Genomic DNA, 21,515 nt, shown 5'->3' with positions numbered 1-21,515 from the left:
CGTGCCATCTAGGCCACCTCCTCCGCGCTGATCTGGGATTCGACGATTTCCTGGTAGGTCTCCGAGGATGCCAACAGCTCCTCGTGCGTGCCGCGGTCCACGATCTCGCCGTCGTCAAGCACCAGGATCTGGTCGGCCTCGATGATGGTGGAAACGCGTTGGGCGACGATGATGACCGTCGCATCGCGGGTGGTGCCCTTCAGTGCCGCCCGCAGGCGCGCGTCGGTGGAAACGTCCAGCGCCGAGAACGAGTCGTCGAAGAGGTAGACCTTGGGTCGGGCCGCCAGGGCGCGGGCGATGCACAGCCGCTGGCGCTGGCCACCCGAGACGTTGGTGCCGCCCTGGGCGATCGCGGACTCGAGCCCGCCTTGCTTGGCGTGCACGAAGTTCTCGGCTTGGGCAATCCGCAGGGCTTCCCACAATTGCTCATCGGTCGCATCCTGGGCGCCAAAGCGCAGGTTGGAGCCGACCGTGCCGGAGAACAGGTACGGCCGCTGCGGCACGGAGGCGATCCGCTCGGAGAGCTGGTCGCGGGTGAGGCTGGAGACCCGGATGCCATCGATGAGCACCTGGCCGGCATCGGCGTCGTACAGGCGGGGGATCAGGTTCAGCAAAGTGGTCTTGCCGGCACCGGTGGAGCCGATGATCGCGGTCATCTGGCCGGGTTCGGCGGTGAAGTCCAGGTTCTTCAGGACGGGCTCCTCGGCTCCGGGGTACCCGAAGGAGACGCCGCGGAATTCCACGACGCCGCGCATCGGGGCATCGGGCGCCGGGGTTTCGGGGTCGCGCAGCGAGGGCTCGACGTTCAGGACCTCGTCGATGCGCTCGGCGCAGACCGCAGCGCGCGGGATCATCATGGCCATGAACGTGCCCATCATGACGGCCATGAGGATTTGCAGGAGGTACTGCAGGAAGGCGGTCAGGGAGCCGACCTCCATGTTGCCGTCCGCCACACGATGGCCGCCGAACCACAGCACCGCGGCAGTGGCCAGATGCAGGATCATGCCGATGATGGGGAACATCAGCACGAAGAGCTGGCCGACTTTCACGCCGACCTCGGTCAGGCGTTCGTTGGCGGTGCGGAAGCGCTCGGTCTCGTAGGGTTCGCGAACGAAGGCGCGGACCACGCGGATGCCGATGATCTGTTCGCGCAACACGCCGTTGATCTTGTCGATCCGGTCCTGCATGAGGCGGAACAGCGGCATGAGGAATCGGATGAGGATGCCGACGATGATGACCAGCACCGGGACCGAGACCCAGACAAGCCAGGACAGACCTGCGTCCTCCCGCAACGCCATGATGATGCCGCCCACGCACATGATCGGGGCCGAGACCATGAAATTCAGGCCCATCAGCACCAGCATCTGGACCTGCTGGACGTCATTGGTGCCGCGGGTGATCAGCGTCGGCGCGCCGAACTGGTTGACCTCGCGAGCGGAGAACCCGGCGACCGAGTGGAAGACACCGCGGCGGATATCGCGTCCGACGGCCATCGATGTCTTGGCCCCGAAGTAGACGGCGGCGATTGCGGTCAGCACCTGGATGAACGCCACGGCGAGCATGATGGCGCCGGTGTGCCAGATGAAGTCGGTGTTGCCCTTGGTCACGCCCTCGTCGATGATGCGGGCGTTGAGGCTGGGGAGGAACAAGGTGGCCATCGTCGTGGCAAGCTGGAAGACCAGAACCGCGATGATCCACGGGGCGTAGGGTTTTGAATAGTTGAGGATGAGGCGCAACAGCATGCAGGAAAGTCCTTCGGAACAGGCTCCGCCGGTGGCTGGATCGCGTCGGCGGGGTATGGTCCGGGCGGCTGCAGCCGTCCGGGACACTAAAAACATTACTCTGCCATTCGGACAATTCAATCCGTCGTTCGGATGATTCTTGGTGAACCCCTACCCAACACTTTCCATATTCGTATAATGGAAATTAACTACCACGATATGACAGCCAAGGGAGTCATCATGACCGAGACCACGCAGCAGCTCCAGCCGGGCGAGAAGGCACCCGCCTTCAGCCTCTCCGACGCCCGGGGAACCACCGTCAGCCTTTCGGACTTCGCCGGCCGCTCCGCCGTCGTCTACTTTTACCCGAAGGCAGCCACCCCGGGCTGCACCACCGAGGCGTGCGACTTCCGCGACAACCTGTCGTCCCTGGCCGCGGCGGGCTACGACGTCGTCGGGATCTCGTCCGACCCCCTGGAGGACCTCCAGGCCTTCGCCGCCGACGAGTCCCTGACCTTCCCCTTGCTCTCCGACCCCGGCCACGCCACGGCGAAGGCCTACGGAGCCTATGGCGAAAAGGAACGCAACGGGGAGGTCTCCACCGGACCGTTGCGCTCGACGATCGTGGTGAACCCGGACGGCACGGTGAAGTCGGCGGAGTACAACGTCGATGCCCAGGGCCACGTCGCGCGGTTGCGCGACGAGCTCAGGGTCTAGGGGCCCCGCCGGGGCGCATTCGGGGCGCATTCGGGCAGAACGCTTCGGGTAAAAAGGCTGCGCAGGAGGATCCTCTCCATGTCGGCCAGCGCATGGCGCGCCTCCTGGGACCGCCACCGGAGCGCCGACGACCGTGACCTGGTCGTCGACGGCCACCCGTTCGGGGCCTCCAATGCGCTCCTCGACCTGGCAGCAAGTTCGGGGGGCATGCGCCCTGGGGGAATGGTCCTCCTGGCAATACCTACCTGGAGCCCGAACGGTTGGTGCGTCGACGAATATGCGCTTCCGTCGCATGCCCCGCTGCCCTCGAAGGTGCCGACCTGCTCGCTCATTGCCGGGAGGATGCGGTGGTGCCCGTCGGACTCTCGATGAGCCCCAGGACCGGTCCCCAGCAGCCGTGCGCACCCACGATTCCGGTGGCCACCAGCTCACCGGATAGTTGGCCGCCGTCGCCAACGACCTGGAAGCACTCATCGGCCGGGTCGGCCGGTCGAGAACCGGGGATCCGTGGCTGCATGAAGCCGGTAGCACGCTGGGCATCGGGGATGGGCAGCTCCGGATAGGGTGTTGACTCCCACGGCCCACTACGCGAAGGATCACCGCATGCTTATGACCGGATTGGTGCTCGCGGCCATCGCGGCGCTCGTGCACGTCTACATCTTCTACATGGAATCCATCGCCTGGACGGCACCGAAGGCCCGCGCGGCTTTCGGGACCACCCACGACCAAGCCGTGGCCACCAAGGAACTGGCCTTCAACCAGGGCTTCTACAACCTGTTCCTGGCTGTGGTGGCGGCGCTCGGCGTCGTCCTGACGTCCACCGGGCATGCCACGGCCGGTCCGGCCCTTCTCTACGTGGGCGAAGGGTCCATGGCGGCAGCGGCCATGGTGCTGTTCCTCTCCTCCCCCGACAAGCGGTCCGCCGCATTGAAGCAAGGGCTCATTCCCTTGCTCGCGGTGGTGTTCATCTTGATTGGACAGGCCATCTAGCCTGAAGTTACGTTAGTGAATTGCTCCGGAACCGCATGGTTCCGGGGCAATTCTTCCTTTAAGACCAAAATGTGTAGCCACTAAAATGTTGAGAATTCTTCTTCCAATTTCCATTTCGGTGGAGTAGTTTGTTGTCATGAAACAAGGCGCTCCGGCCATGCACGTAGCCATCAACACCTCTCACCGGATCAACAAGGCCGGCGTCGAGGTCGAGTACCAATCGGCACTGATACGCCGCTCCTACCGTGACGGCGGGAAGGTCAAGCACGAGACCCTGGGCAACGTCTCCTACCTTCCCCAGCACGCCATCAAGGACCTGCAGGCCTCCCTGAAGGGCAAGACCATGGTGGAGGCGACCGCCCGGATGCAGATCCTGCGCACCCTGCCCCACGGCCACCTCGACGCCGTCTACACCATGGCCCGGTCGCTGCGCTTCGAAGCCCTGCTCGGCCCCGCCTGCCGGCACCGGGACCTCGTCATGGGCCTGCTCGCGGCACGGATCTGCAACCCGACCTCCAAGCTCGCCACCCTGAACTGGTTCGCCGACACGACCCTGGGCACCGACCTCGGACCGGTCAGCGCCGATGATCTCTACTCCGCGATGGACTGGCTGCTCGAACAGCAACCACGCATCGAAAAACAACTCGCCCGCACCCACCTCGGACCCGAAGACAACCCCGGGGGCCTGGCGCTGTTCGACCTCTCCTCCTCCTGGGTCACCGGAACCCACAACCCCCTGGCCAAATTCGGCTACTCCAGGGACAGGAAACGCGGCTGCGAACAAATCGAATACGGCATGCTCGCCACCCGGGCAGGACTGCCCATCGCGGTGCGGGTCTTCCCCGGCAACACCGCGGACCCGGCCGCGTTCATCCAGATCGCCGAGGAGATCCACGACCTCTCCGGAGTCCAGGACCTGGTCATGGTCGGGGACCGCGGAATGATCACCAACGCCCGGGTCCAGGACCTGAAAAAGGACACCCGGTTCAGCTGGGTCACCGCCCTGCGCAACACCGACATCCAGAAGCTCGCCGAGGACGACGGGCCCCTGCAGATGAGCCTGTTCGATGAACAGAACCTCGCCGAGATCAGCCACCCGAAGTACCCCGGCGAACGCCTCATCGCCTGCCGCAACCCCGCCCTGGCAGCAAAACGCGCCCACAAACGCACCAGCCTGCTCGAAGCCACCGAGGAACAACTCGAAACCATCAAGAAAGCCGTGGCGGCAGGCCGGCTCACCACGGCAGGGAAGATCGGCGTCAAGGTCGGCAAGACCGTCGGCAAATACAACATGGCCAAGCACTTCGACCTGGGCATCACCGACGAGAAGTTCACCTACGTACGCAACACCGAATCCATCAAGCGCGAAGCGGACCTGGACGGGATCTACGTCATCCGAACCAACGTCCCCGCCACGGACATGGACGCCCCCGAAACGGTGCGGACCTACAAGTCCCTGGCCAACGTGGAAAAGGTCTTCAAGACCCTCAAAACCCGGGACCTGGGCATCCGCCCCATCCGCCACCACACCGAGAACCGCACCCGCGCCCACGTCTTCCTCTGCATGCTCGCAGCCCACCTCACCTGGCACCTGCGCACCGCCTGGGCACCACTGACATTCACCGACGAGAACCGGCCCGTACCCGAGGAACCCGTCGCGAAGGTCCAGCGCTCCGCAGCCGCGGCACGCAAGGCCAGCACCGGCAAACTCGACGACGGAACCACCGACACCAGCTACCAGGACCTCCTGGCCCACATGGCAACACGGACCCGGAACACCACCAACGTGCCCGGCACCAAGACGACCTTCGAACTACTCTCCCTACCCACACCCCGCCAGCAAAAGGCCATGGACCTCATCGACCACCACGCCCAACACCACAGAAAGTAGCCAGACACCCAGAACCAAAAACGCCAGGATCCCCGACAATCCGGGGATCCTGGCGTTCTGACAAACGTAACTTCAGTCTAGCTGTCCTCGACCCCGGCGAACCGACCCACAAAACTGTCCGGTTGGGGCCGGGGGTCGACCCCCGGCCCAGCCACATGTGCCGGGGCCCGGCGTCCTCGCGAAGCCGGTGGGCGAACCGCTCTGGGGTGTCAGTCGGCGGTTCGGCCGTGGGCCGCGGAGGTGACCAAGTCGCTCTTGGACAGAGGCACGCCGGCCGCCACGGCGGACGTCCAGGCATCGGTGTCGGCAACGGCTGCCCAGTTTGAGTGCAGCAATGCCATGAGCGTCTCGTGAACCTGGCGTGCTCCGGCAACTCCGGCGTCGTTGGACAGATCGATCGCGCCGGTCGCGTCGGAGATGACCTCCACGGTGAAGCCGAGAGGTTCGGCCGCGGCAGCGGAGGCGATCACGCAGTTGTTCGTCTGGTAGCCGACGAGCGTGAGGGTATCCACGTCGTTCTCGCGCAGCCAGGACTCAAGGTCCGTGCCGGCGAAGACACTGGCGAAGCCCTTGGAGACGCGCTTCGCGGCCGCGTCCTGCCGCTCGGCGACGAGGGAGTGGTTCTGCCACGTGGCGGAACCGGCCCCGAATACGGGGCCCCTTCGGGGAGCTCGTGTTGTACGACGACCATCGGGATGCTGGCCTGATCGGCGGTGTCCATCGCAGTTCGGATGCGGGCGATCGAGGCGTCGCGGGGAGGGTATTGGATGGGCAGCAGGCCGTCAAAGTACTCCTGTTGGGCGTCGATGACAATGAGGGCTCGGCGTGGGGCGGTCATGGGGGTCTCTCTTTCGATCGGGGGTGCGTTGGTGGCGACGTGGCGGGTGGCCCGGCCTCGGGCGGTCAGTGGACGGGCAGCGAGTAGTGGTCTGCGATGAGTTCGATCCCCCGTTCGTCGCGGGTGGCCGAATGGCCACCGACCACCAGCATGACCTCGTCGACTCCGGTGCGTTCATGCAGGGCTTCGAGACGGTCGGCAACGGTGGCAGCAGTTCCGTGGAGGCTGCGGTGCGTATACAAGTCGATGATCTGCCGCTCCTGCGCGGCGGCAGCATAGGCGGCCACCTCGTCTGGCGGCAGCAGCAGATAGCCCTTGCGCTGGAACATCCGCAGCATCGCCATGGCCGAGGTTGCCGCCTGCCTTTTTGCCTCACCGGGGTCGTCGTCGATGGCCACGGGGACGCTGACCAGCGTGCGTGGTGCCGCAAGCGTGTCGGAGGGGCTGAAGTTTTCACGGTAGATGCGCAGGGCGGTGTCCACGTCCGCGTCGCCGAACTGGAGAGCGAACGCGTAGGGCCTTCCCAGCTTCGCTGCCAGCAGGGCCGAGTACTGCGAGGAGCCCAGGACCCAGATCTGCGGTCCAGTCGACGAGACGGGCACGCGGTTCTCGGCGGCCTGCCACGGCCCCGGCACGGCGTGGACGTCTCGATATGGGTGTCCCTCCGGGAAATCATCACCGAGGAAGCCCATCAGTTCCATGACCTGTTGTGGGAATTGGTCGTTGGCTTCTGCCCCACGGCGTAGCGCTGCCGCGGTCGCCCCATCCGTGCCGGGAGCGCGGCCCAGGCCGAGGTCGATCCTCCCCGGTGCCAGGGCCTCGAGCATCCCGAACTGATCGGCGATCACCAGCGGCGCGTGGTTAGGGAGCATGATGCCACCCGCGCCCAGGCGAATGCTCGAGGTTTCGCCAACCAGCCGGGCGACCATCAATTGCGGCGAGGAGACCGCCGTGGCGGCCATCGCGTGGTGCTCCGACATCCACAACCGGTGGTATCCCCGCCGGTCAGCTGTCCGGGCGAGCGAGATGGTTCGCTCGAGCCCCTCCACGGCGGTCACCCCGACCCCCGTGCTGCCGTTGGCAAGGACGGACAGGGCGAAAGGGGCGGCTCCGGATGGGGAAACAGTAGACATGCAATCTCAACTCTCATGGAAAAGGTAATGTTTTCTCGTGACAAAATGCTATCACGGAAAACATCACCTGATACCATGACAACCATGGTAGATCTCCCACTACAGCCCGCACCGGGGTCAGACGACCACCCCTGCCTCGCGCTGGTCAACAGCGCTGCGCAACGTCCCGGAGACAGGCGTTCTGACGAGCTGAGCAGTCCCGAGGCGGCGACCGCTTGGATGGTGCAGCGGGACCTGGCCTCGCCGGACGCCGCAGTGCAGGAGTACTGCCGCAGCAGACTGGCCGGACTCCGCGATGACCTTCGCGCGGTGTTCGAGGCACATGTGGCCGGTGACGCCCCCGACCCCGGGGCGCTGACGGCTATCAACCAGGCCTTGAGCAGCGCCCCCGGGGCACTGCTGCTACGGCACGATCCGACCACGGGCTTCACCCGCATCGCGGCGCACCCCGCGACCCAGGTCGTCGAACACGCCATGGCGGTCATCGCGGAAGACGCCGTCGGACTGCTCACGGGAGAACTCGCCGCACAGGTCAGCCGCTGCGAGGCCTCCTCGTGCGATAGGTTCCTGCTGCGCACCCATGCCCGCAGGCAATGGTGCTCGACTCGCTGCGGCGACCGCGTGCGGGCTGCACGTGCCTACGCACGCAAACACGACCGGGGCAGCGAAGCCTAGGACAACGCCCGTGCCCCGATACGCCATCGGCTACGCGGCATGAAACCGCTACCGCTCCCCGCGGCGCAGCAGCTTCCCGTGCGGCGTCGTGAAATCGACCTGCGTTCCCCGCACATACGTTCCGGAGACCTTACCGGTGAGCTCCTTGCCCTGGTACGGCGAGATGGGGTTGCGGTGGTACAGCGATCCGACCTCAACCGTGTAGGTGTCCTCCGGGGAGAAGATGGCGAAGTCGGCGTCGGCCCCGACCTCGAGCCGGCCCTTGCCCTCGAGCCCGGCCAGTTCCGCGGGGTTGCGGGACATCCAGCCCAGCACGGTCTCCAGGGTGACGCCCCGCCGTCGTGCCTCGGTCCAGATCAGCGACAGGCCCAGCTGCAGCGAGGCCACCCCACCCCAGGCGGTGCCGAAATCCCCGGATTCAACCTCCTTGAGGTCCACCGTGGAGGGCGAATGGTCCGAGACAATGAAGTCGATCGTCCCGTCGATGAGCCCCTGCCACAGCAGTTCGCGGTTGGCGTCCTCACGGATCGGCGGGCAGCACTTGAACGCGGTCGCCCCATCCGCGATCTCCTCGGAGAGCAGCGTGAGGTAGTGCGGGCAGGTCTCCACCGTCAGGCGGATGCCCTCGGCCTTGGCGGCGGCGATCACCGGCAGCGAGTCGGAGGAGGACAGGTGCAGGATGTGCGCGCGGGCCCCGGTGCGCCGGGCGGCGTCGATGACCCGCTGGATGGCCCGGTTCTCGGCGTCACGCGGCCGGGAGGCCAGGAAGTCCGAGTAGGCGCGGCCGCCCTGGTGCGGGGCGGCGTCGATGGTGTGGGCGTCCTCGGCGTGGACAATCATCAGCCCGTCGAACCCGGCCAACTCGGCCATGTCCGCTTCCATCTCCTCGGGCTCCAACGCGGGGAACTCGTCGACGCCGGAGTGCAGCAGGAAGCACTTGAATCCGTAGACGCCCTCGTCGTGGAGCTTGCGCAGCTGGCCGCGGTTTCCCGGGATGGCGCCGCCCCAGAAGCCGACGTCGATGTGGGCCTGGCCCGCCGCGACCTCGCGCTTGAGCCCGAGCGCCTCGACGTCAACTGTGGGCGGGATGGAGTTCAGCGGCATGTCGATCAGCGTCGTCACCCCGCCGGCGGCGGCGGCCCGGGTGGCGGAGTCGAAGCCCTCCCACTCGGTGCGGCCCGGCTCGTTGACGTGCACGTGCGTGTCGACGAGCCCGGGGATCAGGACCTGGCCGGGGGCCAGGTCGATGACGTCCCCCCCGGCCAATGCCTCGCCGAGGGGCACCACGGCGGTGATCCTCCCGCCACTGATGCCCACCTCTGCCGGGCCGATGCCCTCCGGTAGCGCGACGCGCTCGCCGCGCACGACCAGATCGTAGGTCCCGGTGGCTTCGGCGGTGCCGGCCGTGGTCGTGTTGCTGGGGCTGCTTCCCATGGCTTCCACTCCTTCGTGTGCGCTGCGGACGGTGCTAGGCGGTGGCGCCGACGGGCACCTGGGTCGGTGACGCGGCCAGCGGGACCAGGGACGTGGGGGCATCCGCTGCGTCCACCGCCAGGTCCTCGAACTCGTTGACGTTGTCCAGTTCGGTGCCCATGGAGATGTTGGTGATGCGCTCCAGGATGACCTCGACGACGACGGGCACGGAGAACTCCTCGGCCAGCCGCCCCGCTTCCGCGAAACCATCGGCCAACTTCTCCGGGTCCGTGACGCGGACCGCCTTGCAGCCCAATCCCTCGGCCACCTTGACGTGATCCACACCATACCCCTCGGTCTCCGGGGAGTTCACATTGTCGAAGGCCAAGGACACGTGGTAGTCCATCTCGAAGCCGCGCTGCGACTGGCGGATCAGGCCCAGGTAGGAGTTGTTCACCACCACGTGGATGTAGGGGAGCTTGAACTGGGCGCCGACTGCGAGTTCCTCGATCATGAACTGGAAGTCGTAGTCCCCGGACAGGGCGACGACCCGCTGGCCGGGCTTGCCACGCACCACGCCCAGGGCGGCGGGGCCGGTCCAGCCCAATGGCCCGGCCTGGCCGGCGTTGATCCAGCGGCGCGGCCCGAAGACATGCAGCATCTGGGCTCCGGCGATCTGGCTCAGGCCGATCGTGGAGACGTAGGTGGTGTCCCGGCCGAAGGCGGTGTTCATCTCCTGGTAGACGCGCTGCGGCTTGATCGGCACGTTGTCGAAGTTGGTCTTGCGGTGGCCCTCGCCCTTGCGGGCCGTCGTCGTGTCGGCCCAGACGGTGTAGTCGGGCAGCGTGCCGGCAGCCTTGCGCTCCCCGGCGACCTCGAGCAGGACCTGGAGGGCTGCCCCGGCGTCGGAGACGACCCCGAGGTCCGGTGAGAAGACGCGGCCGATCTGGGTCGGCTCGACGTCCACGTGCACGAACTTTCGGCCCGCACGGTAGGTGTCCAGTCCGCCGGTGTGGCGGTTGGCCCAGCGGTTGCCGATGCCCAGGACGAAGTCGGAGTCCAGGAAATTGGCGTTGCCGTATCGGTGGTGGGTCTGCAGCCCGACCATGCCGGCCATCAGGCGGTGGTCGTCGGGGATGGCGCCCCAGCCCATCAGGGTCGGGACGACGGGGACATTGAGCAGTTCGGCGAGGCGGACCAGGTCGTCGGAGGCGTCGGCATTGACGATGCCACCGCCGGCGACGATCAGCGGGTGCGCCGACGCGGTGAGCAGGTCCAGGATCTTGTTGGCCTGGGCGCGGCTGGCCCGTGGTTTGGAGACCTCGAGCGGCTCGTAGGCGTCGATGTCGAATTCGATCTGCGCCATCTGCACGTCGATCGGCAGGTCGATCAGCACGGGTCCGGGGCGCCCGGTGCGCATCAGCTGGAACGCCTTCTGGAAGGTCCCCGGGACCTGCCCGGGTTCGAGCACAGTGGAGGCCAGCTTGGTCAGCGGGCGGGCGATCGTCTCGATGTCGACGGCCTGGAAGTCCTCCTTGTGCAGCTTCGCCACCGGCGCCTGGCCGGTGATGCACAGGATCGGCACGGAGTCGGCCCAGGCGGCGTAGAGGCCGGTGATCATGTCGGTGCCGGCGGGGCCGGACGTGCCCAGGCAGACGCCGATGTTCCCGGCGGCGGCACGGGAGTACCCGTCGGCCATATGGGAAGCGCCCTCGACGTGGCGGGCCAGCGTGTGGCGGATGCCACCATGGGCCTTCATCGCGGAGTAGAGCGGGTTGATGGCGGCACCGGGCAGGCCGAAGGCCTCGGTGGCACGTTCCTTCTCGAGGATGAGGACGACGGCGTCCACGGTGCGCATGGTGGTCATGGTGATCTCCTTGGGAGGCCCGCGGTGCGGGCTGGAAAAGGGTGTGAAGTGGTACGGCCGCCGGTACGGGCCGAATACAGGTACCGGCGGCCGGGTCTGGTGGGGCTGGACCCGCCGAGGGGGTAGGCAGGTGGGGTCAGCCGGCGGCGGGAGCCGGTTCCGGCGTCGTGCTGGGGGCACCGGAGAGACGTTCGACGCCGCGGAAGAGCCCGGAGTGGTCCAGGGAGCCGTCACCGGTGGCGACGGTGGAGGCCACCAGCTGGGCGACCAGCGCCCCGAGGGGCAGGACGACGCCGGCTTCGCGGGCGGCGGCGGTGACGATGCCCATGTCCTTGTGGTGCAGGGCGAGGCGGAAGCCGGGGTCGAAGTTGCGGTCCAGGATCTTCTGGCCCTTCTGGTCCAGCACCTTGGAACCGGCCAGTCCGCCGCCCAGGACCTGCAGGGCCGCGCTCGTATCGACGCCGTACGCCTCGAGGAAGACGACGGCCTCCGAGAGCGCCTGGATGTTGGCGGCGACGATGAGCTGGTTGGCGGCCTTGACGGTCTGTCCGGAGCCGGAGGGTCCGACGTGGACGATCGTCTTGCCGATGGCGGCGAGGACCGGTGAGGCATCGTCGAAGTCGGCCTTGTCGCCTCCGACCATGATCGACAGCGCGGCGTCGATGGCCCCCTGCTCACCGCCGGAGACGGGTCCGTCCAGCGGGCGAAGGCCGGCGGCACGGGCCTCCTCGGCGAGCGCGACGGCGACGTCGGGGCGGATGGTGGAGTTGTCGATCCACAGGGCGCCGTCCTTCGCGTGGGCGAAGACGCCGCTCTCGCCGGTCACGACGCCCTCGACATCGGGCGAATCGGGGACCATGGTGATGATGACGTCGGCGTCGGCGACGGCCTCGGCGATGTTCGCCGCGGCGTGCCCGCCGTGCGCCGCCAGGTCGGCGGCTTTTTCCGGGCTGCGGTTGTAGCCGGTGACGTGGAAGCCGGCGGCCGCGAGGTTCTTGGCCATGGGCAGGCCCATGATGCCGAGGCCGATGAAGGCGATGTTCGTGGTGCTCATGTGGTGCTCCTGGGGAAGTTGGGGTGGTGAGCCGGTACTACACGGGCTGGCGGATGAGCCAGTCGAAGGCCGTGGCGGCTGCTGCCTTGTATTCGAGCCCGATGGGGCCGTGGTAGCCGCGTTCGCGGCTGCGGGTGATCCATTCGCCCAACGGCAGCTCCCCGCTTCCGGGGGCGCCGCGACCGGGGTTATCAGCGATCTGGATGTGCCCGAATTCGTGGGCGTGGGCCTCGATGACGGCGTCGACGTCGTCGCCGTTGACGGCCAGGTGGTAGAAATCGGCGAGCAGCTTGACGTTCTCCACCCCGGCAGTGCGGGTCGCGGTGATGACATCCAGGGTGTCGGCGGCGGTCTTCAGCGGGTAGGCCGGAGTGCCGGAGACGGGTTCGAGCAGGACGGTCCCGCCGATGCGGGCGATCCCGCGGGCTGCGGCGACGAGGTTCTCGACGGCGAGCTCGTCCTGCGCTGCTGCCTCGACGCCGGCGAGGCGGTTGCCGTAGAGGGCATTGAATCCGCGGCAGCCCGTCACCTCGCCGATGGCGGTGACGACGTCGACGTTGTCGCGGAACTCGGCCTCGCGGCCGGTCCACGAAACCAGGCCGCGATCCCCGGCCGGCATGTCGCCTGCGAGGAAGTTCAGCCCGGTGAGCTGGACCCCGGCGTCGGCCAGGGCGGAGGTGAAGGCCTGGACGTCGGCGTCGGCCGGCACGGCCTCGGCGAAGGGCCACCAGAACTCGACGTTGTCGAAGCCCGCGTTCTTGGCCGCGGCCGGACGCTCGAGCAACGGCAGCTCGGTCAACAGGATGGAGCAGTTCACGGTGTACGACATCGCATGGTCCTTTCGAAACGATTGATTCCGAATCGTGGAAGTTTTCTTCTGCACACTGAAAACATTAGAAGTGTCACACGACGCTGTCAAGAGTTGCGCAGAACCGGCTTCGCGACAGGGTTTTTTCGGTCACGAACTGGATAACCATTGACAGCAGCGGTTCCGGAGGTGTTATCTCGAACACATCGTTCTGAAATCTTTTTTCCGCCATACGAGAAGCAACGACGCTCGCTCACCATCTTCGACGCCGCTCCCTCTCAGCCGTTCCACCCTGCTCCCGGCATGAATAGAAGGGTCAACCCCCATGAGCGCACTGCGCGATGAAATCCCCGGACCACCTGTGTCCACCCCGGTCCGCCACGACCTGCAGTCCTCCAATCCGCACGATCTCAGCGCCGGCCTCTACAACGAGGACCTCGCCCCGACGACCCGCACGGGTCGGACCTGGAGCGCGTACAGCATCTTCACCCTCTGGGCCAACGATGTGCACAGCCTGGGCAACTACGCGTTCGCCATCGGCCTGTTCTCGCTCGGCCTCGGAGGCTGGCAGATCCTCACCGCCCTCGCCGTCGGCGCCGCCCTGCTCTTCCTGCTGCTGAATCTTTCCGGGTTCATGGGTGAGAAGACCGGCGTCCCGTTCCCGGTGATGAGCCGGATCGCCTTCGGCATCCGCGGTGCCCAGATCCCGGCGCTGATCCGCGGGTCCGTCGCCGTCGCCTGGTTCGGCGTCCAGACCTACCTGGCCTCCGTGGTGCTGCGCATCATGATCATCGCGATCGCCCCCGGCGCCGCCGGGCTGGACAACAACTCGTTTCTGGGCCTGTCCACGTTGGGTTGGATCAGCTTCGTCGCCCTGTGGGCCCTGCAGCTGGTCATCGTCAGCTACGGCATGGAGATGATCCGCAAGTACGAGGCGTTCGCCGGACCGGTCATCCTGGTCACCATGGCGGCGCTGGCCATCTGGATGTTCGCCCGCGCCGGTGGGGCGATCGCCTGGACCACCCCGGAATCGAAGACCGGCCTGGACATGTGGCTGACCATCCTCGGCGGCGGCGCCCTCTGGGTGGCCATCTACTCGACGTTCGTGCTGAACTTCTGCGACTTCACCCGCAGCGCCCGCTCCAAGGGCTCCATCGTGCGCGGCAACTTCTTCGGCATCCCGCTGAACATGCTCCTCTTCGGGGGCATCGTCGTCGTGCTCGCCGGAGCCCAGTTCCGCATCGACGGCCGCGTGATCGAGAGCCCCGCTGACATCGTGCAGGCCATCCCGAACACGTTCCTGCTCTCCGCCGCCTGCCTGGCGCTGCTGGTGCTGACCATTGCGGTGAACCTCATGGCGAACTTCGTGGCCCCGATCTACGCGCTGAACAACCTCTTCCCGAAGGTGCTGAACTTCCGCCGGGCCGGGCTGATCTCCGGGGTCATCGGCCTGGTGATCCTGCCCTGGAACCTCTACAACAACCCGGTGGTCATCACGTACTTCCTCGGCGGCCTCGGCGCACTGCTGGGCCCGCTGTTCGGCATCATCATGGCCGACTACTGGCTGATCCGCCGCACCCGCATCAACGTCCCGGACCTGTACCGCGACCACGGGCACTCCACCTACTACTTCACCGGCGGCTTCAACCGCCGGGCCATCGCCGCCCTGGTCCCGGCGGCGGTGCTGGCACTGGTCTTCGCATTCGTCCCCGCGTTCGCCGTGGTCTCGCACTTTTCCTGGTTCATCGGTGCCGCCGTCGGTTCGGTGGTCTACCTGCTGGTGGCTCCCCGCGGAAAAGAGTACGACGACGTCAGCGGCGAGGACATCGCCATCACCCCCTCGCACTGAATCCACTCGTACCGAAAGGCAGGCACTCATGCGCATCCTCGTCGTCAACGTGAACACCACCGCCTCCATGACCCGTGCGATCGGCGATTCCGCCCGCTCGGCGGCCTCCGCGGGGACCGAGATCGTGGAACTGACCCCGCGGTTCGGTGCCGAGAGCTGCGAGGGGAACTTCGAGAGCTATCTCGCGGCCCTGGGGGTGATGGACGCCGTCCAGCGGTACGAGGGCGAGTACGACGCCGTCATCCAGGCCGGCTACGGCGAACACGGCCGCGAGGGCCTGCAGGAACTGCTCGAGGTCCCGGTCGTGGACATCACCGAGGCCGCCGCCACCACCGCCATGTTCCTGGGCCACCGCTACTCGGTGGTGACCACGCTGGACCGGACCGTGCCCTTAATCGAGGATCGGCTCAAGCTGGCCGGGCTCGACGACCGCTGCGCGTCGGTGCGGGCCAGCGGCCTGGGCGTGCTGGAGTTGGAGTCCGATCCCGAGCGGGCCGTCACGGCCATCGCCGAGCAATCGCGCCTCGCCGTCGAGCAGGACAAGGCCGAGGTCATCTGCCTGGGCTGCGGTGGCATGGCCGAACTCGAGGAGGCCGTCGCCGCGGCCACCGGGGTGCCGATCGTCGACGGGGTCCGCTCCGCAGTCGGCATCACCGAATCGCTGGTGCGGATGGGCCTGAAGACCTCCAAGGTCCGCACCTACGCCCCGCCACGGCCCAAGCAGGTCACCGGGTGGCCGTTCACGGTAGATTAGCCGGACCGCGGTCGGTTCCGCCCCGAATCGTTCGATGAAGGAGCAGGCATGGACGTCATGGCCATGGCCCGGGCCGAGCGATCGGAATTGGCCCGATTCCTCGCCACACTGCGGCCAGAACAGTGGGAGTCCCCCAGCCTGTGCGCCGGCTGGAACGTGCGCGAGGTGGTCGCCCACATCGTCAGCTACGAGGAGCACGGCCCGGCCGATCTGCTGAACCGGTTGGGCCACGCCCGCTTCCGCCCGCAGCGGCTTAACGACGCCGCTCTGGCGGAATACCGGGATATGAGCCCCGACGCGCTGCTGGCGTTCCTCCGCGACCACCTCGATCCGCGGGGATCCACGGCACGTTTCGGGGGCCGAGTCGGTCTGGTCGGCGGCCTGATCCACCAGCAGGACATCCGGCTGCCGCGGACCTGACGGGTCCCGGCGCCCGGATCCTCCAGGAGCGGCTCAAGCCGTAGGCCGGCGGACCCGATCGACTGGCGCGGTTGACCAGCCAGCCCCGGCGCTGCAGCATGACCGGCATGACCTCCCTGATATCGCATACATCGTTCGACTGCCGTGACGCCTACTCGTTGTCCCTCTTCTGGGCGGAGGTCCTCGGCTTCGCCCCCGACGCCGACAACCCCGACGGGCCGGGCGACGAGGAGTGCATGATCTTCTCCCCCGACGGCACGCAGCGGCTGCTGTTCATCGAGGTCCCCGAACCGAAACTGGTCAAGAACCGTCTGCACCTGGACCTCGTCCCCGCCGAGGGCACCCGGGACCAGGAGCTGGCGCGCTTGCACGAACTGGGCGCCCGCACGGTCGACGACCGGAGGATGGCCAACGGAACGGGGTGGGTCGTCCTCGCCGATCCAGAGGGGAACGAGTTCTGCATCCTACGCAGCGCCGCCGAACGGGTCCAGGGGCAGCCGCACCCCATCTAGGCCTTCAACCTTTCCGCTACCGGTGCCACCTGCGTGGACCGTGGGCTACGCGCCGGACGCGGGTTCCATGGGCGAGGCGTCGATGACGGCCCGCGCCACGGCGCGGGCATGGGCCACGGGCTCAGCCGGCTCCCCCCGCAGCAGGCTGCTGAGCACCCCGTTGTAGAGCAGCAGGATCGACGCGGCGACACCCTCCGGATCGGCGCAAAGTGCTTCACGGGCCAGGTTCCCGAGCCGCCCGGCCACCAGCCGGGTGTCCTGTTGGATGAGCGCGAACACCGGATCGCCGGCCCCGGCATCGGGGACCGCCCGCTCGGAGGCGGTGGCCAGGAAGCAGCACCACTGGGTTTCGCCGGCCACTGCCCGGAACGACTTGATGGCATCGAAGACCGACAGCAGGCGTTCGCCGGGAGTGGCGGCAGCGGCGAGCGCTGCATCCCAGTGCCGGGTCCATGCCTCCAAACGACGGGCGAGCACCTCATGCAGGAGGTTGTCCTTGGAACCGAAGTGCTTGTACAGCGTCACGATGGCCACGCCGGCCGCTTCGGCGACCCGGTCCACGCCGGTGACGGCGATGCCCTCCCGGAAGAACAGCCCCTCGGCTGCGTCAAGAAGGCGTTCGCGGGTGTTCTGAGCGCTGGCCATGCTCAAGGATAACGCACGTTATGGTATAACGGTCGTTATGCAACGCGATACGATCGCCCCAACGGCGGCACGGCCCAAGGGGAGTGGGCTCGGCGTGGCGGTCGCCGGAATGCTCCTGATCGCCGCCACCTATGGCATGGCCCGGTTCGGGGTCGGCCTGTTTGCCCCGTATCTGGCGGCGGAGCGGCCTGAACTCGTGGGGGTGCTCGGTTGGGCGGCTGCCGCCCAGTTCACCTCGTATTCGCTGGCTGCAGCACTGTCCATCCGCTGGGCGGACCACCACCCCCGGCGGGGACTGGCCCTCGCCGGGGCCACCGCGACGCTGGGCTGCGTGGGGATCGCGGCGGCAACGGATCCGGCCGCCTACATCGCCTCCGTCCTCGTTGCCGGGCTCGGCGGCGGTTTCGCCTCCCCGGCGCTGGTGCCGGTCCTGGACGCCATGGTCGCACCCGAGTCAGCAGCCACCGCGCAATCGCTGGTGAATACGGGCACCGCCATCGGCGTCATCGGCGCGGGATTGGTGGCCTTCGGGGCCAGCGCCATCGGCCCGGCCTGGCTGTTCATGGCGCTGGTGTGCGCGGCGGCCTGGGCCGCCATCTGGTTCCAGCTCCGGGCGCGCGGCGATCTCCGGCCGATACCAGAGGCAGGGACGTCCCCCGCGCCGCCGGCCGGAGCCTGGAGGGCGGTGGCCATCCCCGGTGCAGCCGCAGTCGTCACCGGGGTCGGTTCGGCATTGACCTGGACCTTCGGCCCCCTGCTGGTCACCACATCAGGGACCGTGGACCCCGAGCAGGTCGGGTGGTTGTGGATTGCACTGGGTCTGGGCGGCTTCCTCGGGGCCTTCACCGGGAGGCTGGTCGAACGCGCCGGGCTCCGCGGCGCGTGGGGCACCTGTGCGGGCGCGCTGGCCCTCGCCAGTGCCGGGGTGGCGTGGTCCGTCGGTCCGGGCGGCACCTGGGTGGCCTACGCCGCCATGGCCCTCTTCGGTGCCGGCTACATGGGTCTGACCGGAGTGCTCATCCTGTGGGCGCGACGGGTGTGGCCGCGTCATCCGGGTGCCGGAACCTCGGTCCTGTTCATCGCCGTGGCGACCGGTCAGGCCGCGGGCTCAGCCGGTTTCGGCGTCGTTCGGGAAGCCCTGGACCCGGTGCTGCTGGCTGCAGTTGCCGCTGGATGGTGTGTCCTGGGTGGCCTGGTGGCCCTGCTGGGCCGCCGCTGAAGCAGCTTCCCGGAGGGCTCCGGACCCCCTGCGTCTGGGTTGGTACCCGTTCGATATGTATGCGTCGCAGTGGCCCACGCCACCCCGCCGCCCGGTAGTGTGACCCCATGATCAACACCGCCCGCCTCCGTTCCGATCTATCGCTCCTCGGCCGCGAAACCGGCATGATGCTGGCCACGGTCGAGTCCCTCTCCGACGACGAAATGACCGCTGCCTCGTTGTGCGAGGGCTGGACCCGGGCGGATGTCATCGCGCATCTGGCCTCCAACGGGCGCGCCCTCGTCAAGCTCGTCGACTGGGCGACCACCGGCGAGGAGCAGCAGCTCTATGCCTCCCGGGAGGCGCGCGACGCGGAGATCTCCGAGCTCGCCGCCTTGCCCCGCAAGGAACTGGTCGACCTCTTCCGGGACAACGCCACGTATTTCGCCGAGCAGGCCCAGCGGCTGACCGGGGAACTCGCGGTCGACGAGGTGCACCTGCACGGCAAGCAGATCCCTGCCACCTCCATCGTGGCCCTGCGCATTGCCGAGGTCGTCATCCACCACCACGACCTGGACACCACCTGGACCCTCGACGAAGCGGATTTGGACGCGCAGCTCTACGGCGTCGAGGCCGCGGTGCGGACCATGCGGGCCAAGAACGCACCGGGAATGACCCTGGTGACCGAGGAAGGGGATGAATGGGTCATCGGCGACGGCGCGGTACGCGTGGACTCCGACCGCGAGGGCCTGCTCGCCTGGCTGGCCCGCGGCAACGCCGACCATGTCGACGCCGACGGCCCATTGCCGGTGTTGCCGTCGTGGTGACGCGCGCATAAGGGCCGATAACCTCGTATAAGAAATTCCTTATACGGCCCCAGACGAGCAGATGGCGCGGCAGCCGGGCACTTCCCCACGGGAGGTGCCCGGCAGCCTGGATCCGCCGTCGTGCAGTGTCCGGAGGATGGTGCGTGGGCGTTCCTACAGGACGACTTGGCGGTTGACGTCCTTGTAGAGCAGGTAGCGGAAGTTGGACGGCCCGCCGGCATAGCAGGCCTGCGGGCAGAAGGCGCGCAGTGACATGTAGTCGCCGGCCTGGACCTCGACCCAGTCGGCATTGAGGCGGTACACGGCCTTGCCCTCCAGCACGTAGAGGCCGTGTTCCATCACGTGGGTTCACACGGTCGATGCCCGACGGATCGGGGTGGTGTTCCTCGCCGCCCACGAGAGCAACAGGTTCTGAATCCTCCGCAGCGACGCCGAATGGACGCAGTGGCACCTGAGCCCGGTGCAGGCAGTGTTCGCCCACGGGAACCCGCCGCCTATGGGTCGGTACCCGTTCGATATCGATCCGTCAGGGGGCATGGGCCAGCCGGCCTCCGGATGAGGCGGCGTCATGATCAATACCGCCCGCCTCCACTCGGACCTGGCCCTCCTCAGCCGCGAAACCGGCATGATGCTGGCGACGGTCGCGTCCCTGTCCGGTGATGAAATGACCGCTGCCACCCTCTGCGAGGGCTGGATACGGGCCGACATCCTCGCCCACTTGTCCTCCAACGACCGCGCCTGGGTCAGGCTCGTCGGCTGGGCCGCCCCCTGCGAGAAGCAGCAGCTCTTCGCGTCCCCGGAAGCCCGCGATGAAGAGATCGCAGGCCTTCCGCGCCAGCAGCTGGTCGACCGGTTCCGGGCCTCCGCGGCATACTTCGCCGAACAGGCCCGGCGACTGACCGGCGACCTCGCCGTCGACGAGGTGCACCTGCACGGAATGCAGATCCCCGCCACCTCCATCCTGGCCCTGCGCATCTCCGAGGTCATCGCGCACCACCACGACCCGGACACCGCATGGACCCTCGAGGAGGCCGACCTGGACGCCCAGCTCTCAGGCGTCGAGGCAGCAGTGCGGACCATGCGGGCCAAGAAGGCCCCGGGCATGACCCTGGTGAGCGAAGAAGGCGACGAATGGGTCATCGGCGACGATGCGGTCCGCGTGGAGTCCGACCGCGACGGCCTGCTCGCCTGGCTGGCCCGAAGCCAGGCCGACCACGTGCAAACCGAGGGTGAATTGCCCCAGCTGCCGTCCTGGTGAGCTCAGACGCGCACCCGGAAACCTCAGGTCACGGTGCGGCGACACCCATCCTCTTGTATTTTCTGAACACATTCAGAATAATGAGTGAATGATAACCCACGCATTAGGCGACCGGTCGGCGAGCTCGTCTGACCTGTCACGGAACCCTGCCGAGGTCTTCCGTGCGGCTGACGACGGTCCCGTGACCATCACCCGCCGGGACGGAGAATCCCTGACACTCCTGCGTTCCAGCCTCGTGGAACGTGAGCACGAGGCGCTTGAACTCGTATCTCGACTGGTTTCGGTTTCCATCGCCTCCAGTGACACCAGTTTCTCCGAGCGCCTGATCGACCCCTTCCCGTGGTCCACTTTCCTGCCGGATGACCAACGCGAGGCCTTTGCCCGGGAGCTCGTCCAAATATCCCGCGCCTGCGCGTCCATCGCGAACTACGACCGGCTCTTCGTTGTCCTGTCTGAATGGAAGGCCACGGCGGAAGCGCTGGCTGCCGGCTATACGCCCGACGAGGACCTCGACTGGCTCGACACCCCCGTAACCGTCCAGGATCCCCGGGACGTCGCGTGACCCCCAAGGGCGATGCCGTCCCGCGGCCGCTCAGGAAAAACGAATACAAGATATTCTTTGGGACCTCCAACGCCAACAAGGCCTGGCGGGACCTGCTCGCCGTTCAACGCAACGCGATAGTGGAGGCATGGGAGCGGCTGGCATCGAGTCCCCTGGCCGACGACACCACCTGCCACGGGCTGAAGGGCGACCTCGAATGGGTCATGCACCAGGGCTCGGCTCACCGTCGTCGGCAGTATGAGTTGCGCAACGGGGCGAGGACCTGGTTCTACGTCGAAGCGCGCGAGGTCGTCCTCATCGACATTCACACTCATCACCCGAACGCGACAAAATAGCAGCAAGACAGCCGGGCACCCCCGACAGGAGGTGGCCCGGCTGCTTCA

General features: G+C 67.3%; 21 protein-coding genes and 1 pseudogene. 13 read left to right on the top strand and 9 right to left on the bottom strand.

Translation table 11 applies throughout. The annotated features are described in order from the left end of the window. Positions 1-8: 8 nt before the first annotated feature. Positions 9-1,742, bottom strand: coding sequence for an ABC transporter ATP-binding protein (locus tag AC1MEQ_RS11690; RefSeq protein ID WP_479790937.1), 1,734 nt, complete (start codon positions 1,740-1,742; stop codon positions 9-11). Between the two features lie 219 nt (positions 1,743-1,961). On the opposite strand from AC1MEQ_RS11690, the gene AC1MEQ_RS11685 reads away from it, so the two are divergent. The 3 genes from AC1MEQ_RS11685 to AC1MEQ_RS11675 all read left to right on the top strand — a co-directional run bounded on the left by AC1MEQ_RS11685 (position 1,962) and on the right by AC1MEQ_RS11675 (position 5,319). Continuing rightward, complete coding sequence (locus tag AC1MEQ_RS11685; protein WP_479790935.1) at positions 1,962-2,438, top strand: peroxiredoxin; 477 nt, start codon at positions 1,962-1,964, stop codon at positions 2,436-2,438. A 603-nt stretch (positions 2,439-3,041) separates the two neighbouring features. Beyond that, on the top strand, positions 3,042-3,428 hold the full coding sequence (locus tag AC1MEQ_RS11680) for a DUF1304 domain-containing protein (protein ID WP_479790933.1): 387 nt from the start codon (positions 3,042-3,044) through the stop codon (positions 3,426-3,428). A 136-nt stretch (positions 3,429-3,564) separates the two neighbouring features. Next, positions 3,565-5,319: an IS1634 family transposase gene (locus AC1MEQ_RS11675; protein ID WP_479790931.1), complete on the top strand. Its 1,755-nt coding sequence runs from the start codon at positions 3,565-3,567 to the stop codon at positions 5,317-5,319. Between the two features lie 209 nt (positions 5,320-5,528). Here the strand turns inward: AC1MEQ_RS11675 and AC1MEQ_RS11670 are convergent, their stop codons facing one another. Then, positions 5,529-6,083, bottom strand: a complete 555-nt coding sequence (locus AC1MEQ_RS11670; RefSeq protein WP_479796116.1) for an isochorismatase family protein — start codon at positions 6,081-6,083, stop codon at positions 5,529-5,531. A 139-nt stretch (positions 6,084-6,222) separates the two neighbouring features. Further along, positions 6,223-7,290, bottom strand: a complete 1,068-nt coding sequence (locus AC1MEQ_RS11665; RefSeq protein WP_479790929.1) for an LLM class flavin-dependent oxidoreductase — start codon at positions 7,288-7,290, stop codon at positions 6,223-6,225. Positions 7,291-7,374: 84 nt separating this feature from the next. Here AC1MEQ_RS11665 and AC1MEQ_RS11660 point away from each other — a divergent pair, with 84 nt between their 5' ends. Next, entirely contained in the window at positions 7,375-7,965 is a 591-nt protein-coding gene (locus tag AC1MEQ_RS11660) for a CGNR zinc finger domain-containing protein (protein WP_479790927.1), read from the top strand. A gap of 48 nt (positions 7,966-8,013) precedes the next feature. Here AC1MEQ_RS11660 and allB read toward each other — a convergent pair whose 3' ends face one another. The 4 genes from allB to AC1MEQ_RS11640 all read right to left on the bottom strand — a co-directional run bounded on the left by allB (position 8,014) and on the right by AC1MEQ_RS11640 (position 13,128). Next, complete coding sequence (allB, locus tag AC1MEQ_RS11655; protein WP_479790925.1) at positions 8,014-9,399, bottom strand: allantoinase AllB; 1,386 nt, start codon at positions 9,397-9,399, stop codon at positions 8,014-8,016. A gap of 34 nt (positions 9,400-9,433) precedes the next feature. Continuing rightward, entirely contained in the window at positions 9,434-11,245 is a 1,812-nt protein-coding gene (gene gcl / locus AC1MEQ_RS11650) for a glyoxylate carboligase (protein ID WP_479790923.1), read from the bottom strand. Positions 11,246-11,381: 136 nt separating this feature from the next. Next, the gene (locus AC1MEQ_RS11645; protein WP_479790921.1) at positions 11,382-12,299 is read right to left on the bottom strand and encodes a 2-hydroxy-3-oxopropionate reductase; all 918 of its coding nucleotides are present in this window, start codon (positions 12,297-12,299) and stop codon (positions 11,382-11,384) included. Positions 12,300-12,336: 37 nt separating this feature from the next. Beyond that, positions 12,337-13,128, bottom strand: a complete 792-nt coding sequence (locus AC1MEQ_RS11640; RefSeq protein WP_479790919.1) for a hydroxypyruvate isomerase family protein — start codon at positions 13,126-13,128, stop codon at positions 12,337-12,339. A 304-nt stretch (positions 13,129-13,432) separates the two neighbouring features. On the opposite strand from AC1MEQ_RS11640, the gene AC1MEQ_RS11635 reads away from it, so the two are divergent. The 4 genes from AC1MEQ_RS11635 to AC1MEQ_RS11620 all read left to right on the top strand — a co-directional run bounded on the left by AC1MEQ_RS11635 (position 13,433) and on the right by AC1MEQ_RS11620 (position 16,642). Next, the gene (locus AC1MEQ_RS11635) at positions 13,433-14,956 is read left to right on the top strand and encodes an NCS1 family nucleobase:cation symporter-1 (protein WP_479790917.1); all 1,524 of its coding nucleotides are present in this window, start codon (positions 13,433-13,435) and stop codon (positions 14,954-14,956) included. Positions 14,957-14,984: 28 nt separating this feature from the next. After that, a complete protein-coding gene (locus tag AC1MEQ_RS11630; protein WP_479790915.1) occupies positions 14,985-15,710 on the top strand; it encodes an aspartate/glutamate racemase family protein in 726 nt (241 codons plus the stop codon). 48 nt (positions 15,711-15,758) lie between these two features. Continuing rightward, positions 15,759-16,130, top strand: a complete 372-nt coding sequence (locus tag AC1MEQ_RS11625) for a maleylpyruvate isomerase family mycothiol-dependent enzyme (RefSeq protein WP_479790913.1) — start codon at positions 15,759-15,761, stop codon at positions 16,128-16,130. Positions 16,131-16,237: 107 nt separating this feature from the next. Beyond that, positions 16,238-16,642, top strand: a complete 405-nt coding sequence (locus AC1MEQ_RS11620; protein WP_479790911.1) for a VOC family protein — start codon at positions 16,238-16,240, stop codon at positions 16,640-16,642. 45 nt (positions 16,643-16,687) lie between these two features. Here the strand turns inward: AC1MEQ_RS11620 and AC1MEQ_RS11615 are convergent, their stop codons facing one another. Next, complete coding sequence (locus AC1MEQ_RS11615; RefSeq protein WP_479790909.1) at positions 16,688-17,287, bottom strand: TetR/AcrR family transcriptional regulator; 600 nt, start codon at positions 17,285-17,287, stop codon at positions 16,688-16,690. Between the two features lie 37 nt (positions 17,288-17,324). Here AC1MEQ_RS11615 and AC1MEQ_RS11610 point away from each other — a divergent pair, with 37 nt between their 5' ends. Together AC1MEQ_RS11610 and AC1MEQ_RS11605 are read left to right on the top strand one after the other, a co-directional pair. Then, a complete protein-coding gene (locus AC1MEQ_RS11610) occupies positions 17,325-18,506 on the top strand; it encodes an MFS transporter (RefSeq protein ID WP_479790907.1) in 1,182 nt (393 codons plus the stop codon). 107 nt (positions 18,507-18,613) lie between these two features. Beyond that, the gene (locus AC1MEQ_RS11605) at positions 18,614-19,312 is read left to right on the top strand and encodes a maleylpyruvate isomerase family mycothiol-dependent enzyme (protein WP_479790905.1); all 699 of its coding nucleotides are present in this window, start codon (positions 18,614-18,616) and stop codon (positions 19,310-19,312) included. Between the two features lie 153 nt (positions 19,313-19,465). On the opposite strand, the pseudogene AC1MEQ_RS11600 reads toward AC1MEQ_RS11605, so the two are convergent. Then, positions 19,466-19,660 (bottom strand): annotated as a pseudogene (locus tag AC1MEQ_RS11600) ((S)-ureidoglycine aminohydrolase); the annotation flags it as partial. A gap of 220 nt (positions 19,661-19,880) precedes the next feature. On the opposite strand from AC1MEQ_RS11600, the gene AC1MEQ_RS11595 reads away from it, so the two are divergent. The 3 genes from AC1MEQ_RS11595 to AC1MEQ_RS11585 all read left to right on the top strand — a co-directional run bounded on the left by AC1MEQ_RS11595 (position 19,881) and on the right by AC1MEQ_RS11585 (position 21,467). After that, positions 19,881-20,570 (top strand): maleylpyruvate isomerase family mycothiol-dependent enzyme, encoded by a 690-nt coding sequence (locus AC1MEQ_RS11595; RefSeq protein ID WP_479790903.1) that lies wholly within the window; start codon positions 19,881-19,883, stop codon positions 20,568-20,570. Positions 20,571-20,751: 181 nt separating this feature from the next. Further along, positions 20,752-21,132, top strand: coding sequence for a type II toxin-antitoxin system Phd/YefM family antitoxin (locus tag AC1MEQ_RS11590; RefSeq protein ID WP_479790901.1), 381 nt, complete (start codon positions 20,752-20,754; stop codon positions 21,130-21,132). Further along, complete coding sequence (locus AC1MEQ_RS11585; protein WP_479790899.1) at positions 21,129-21,467, top strand: hypothetical protein; 339 nt, start codon at positions 21,129-21,131, stop codon at positions 21,465-21,467. Before AC1MEQ_RS11590 ends, AC1MEQ_RS11585 begins: the two co-directional genes overlap by 4 nt. Positions 21,468-21,515 lie beyond the last annotated feature (48 nt).

It is taken from the genome of Arthrobacter sp. ASL1 (assembly GCF_056680475.1).
The sequence above is the reverse complement of the archived record's forward strand: the minus strand, read 5'-3'. Positions and strand labels throughout refer to the sequence as shown.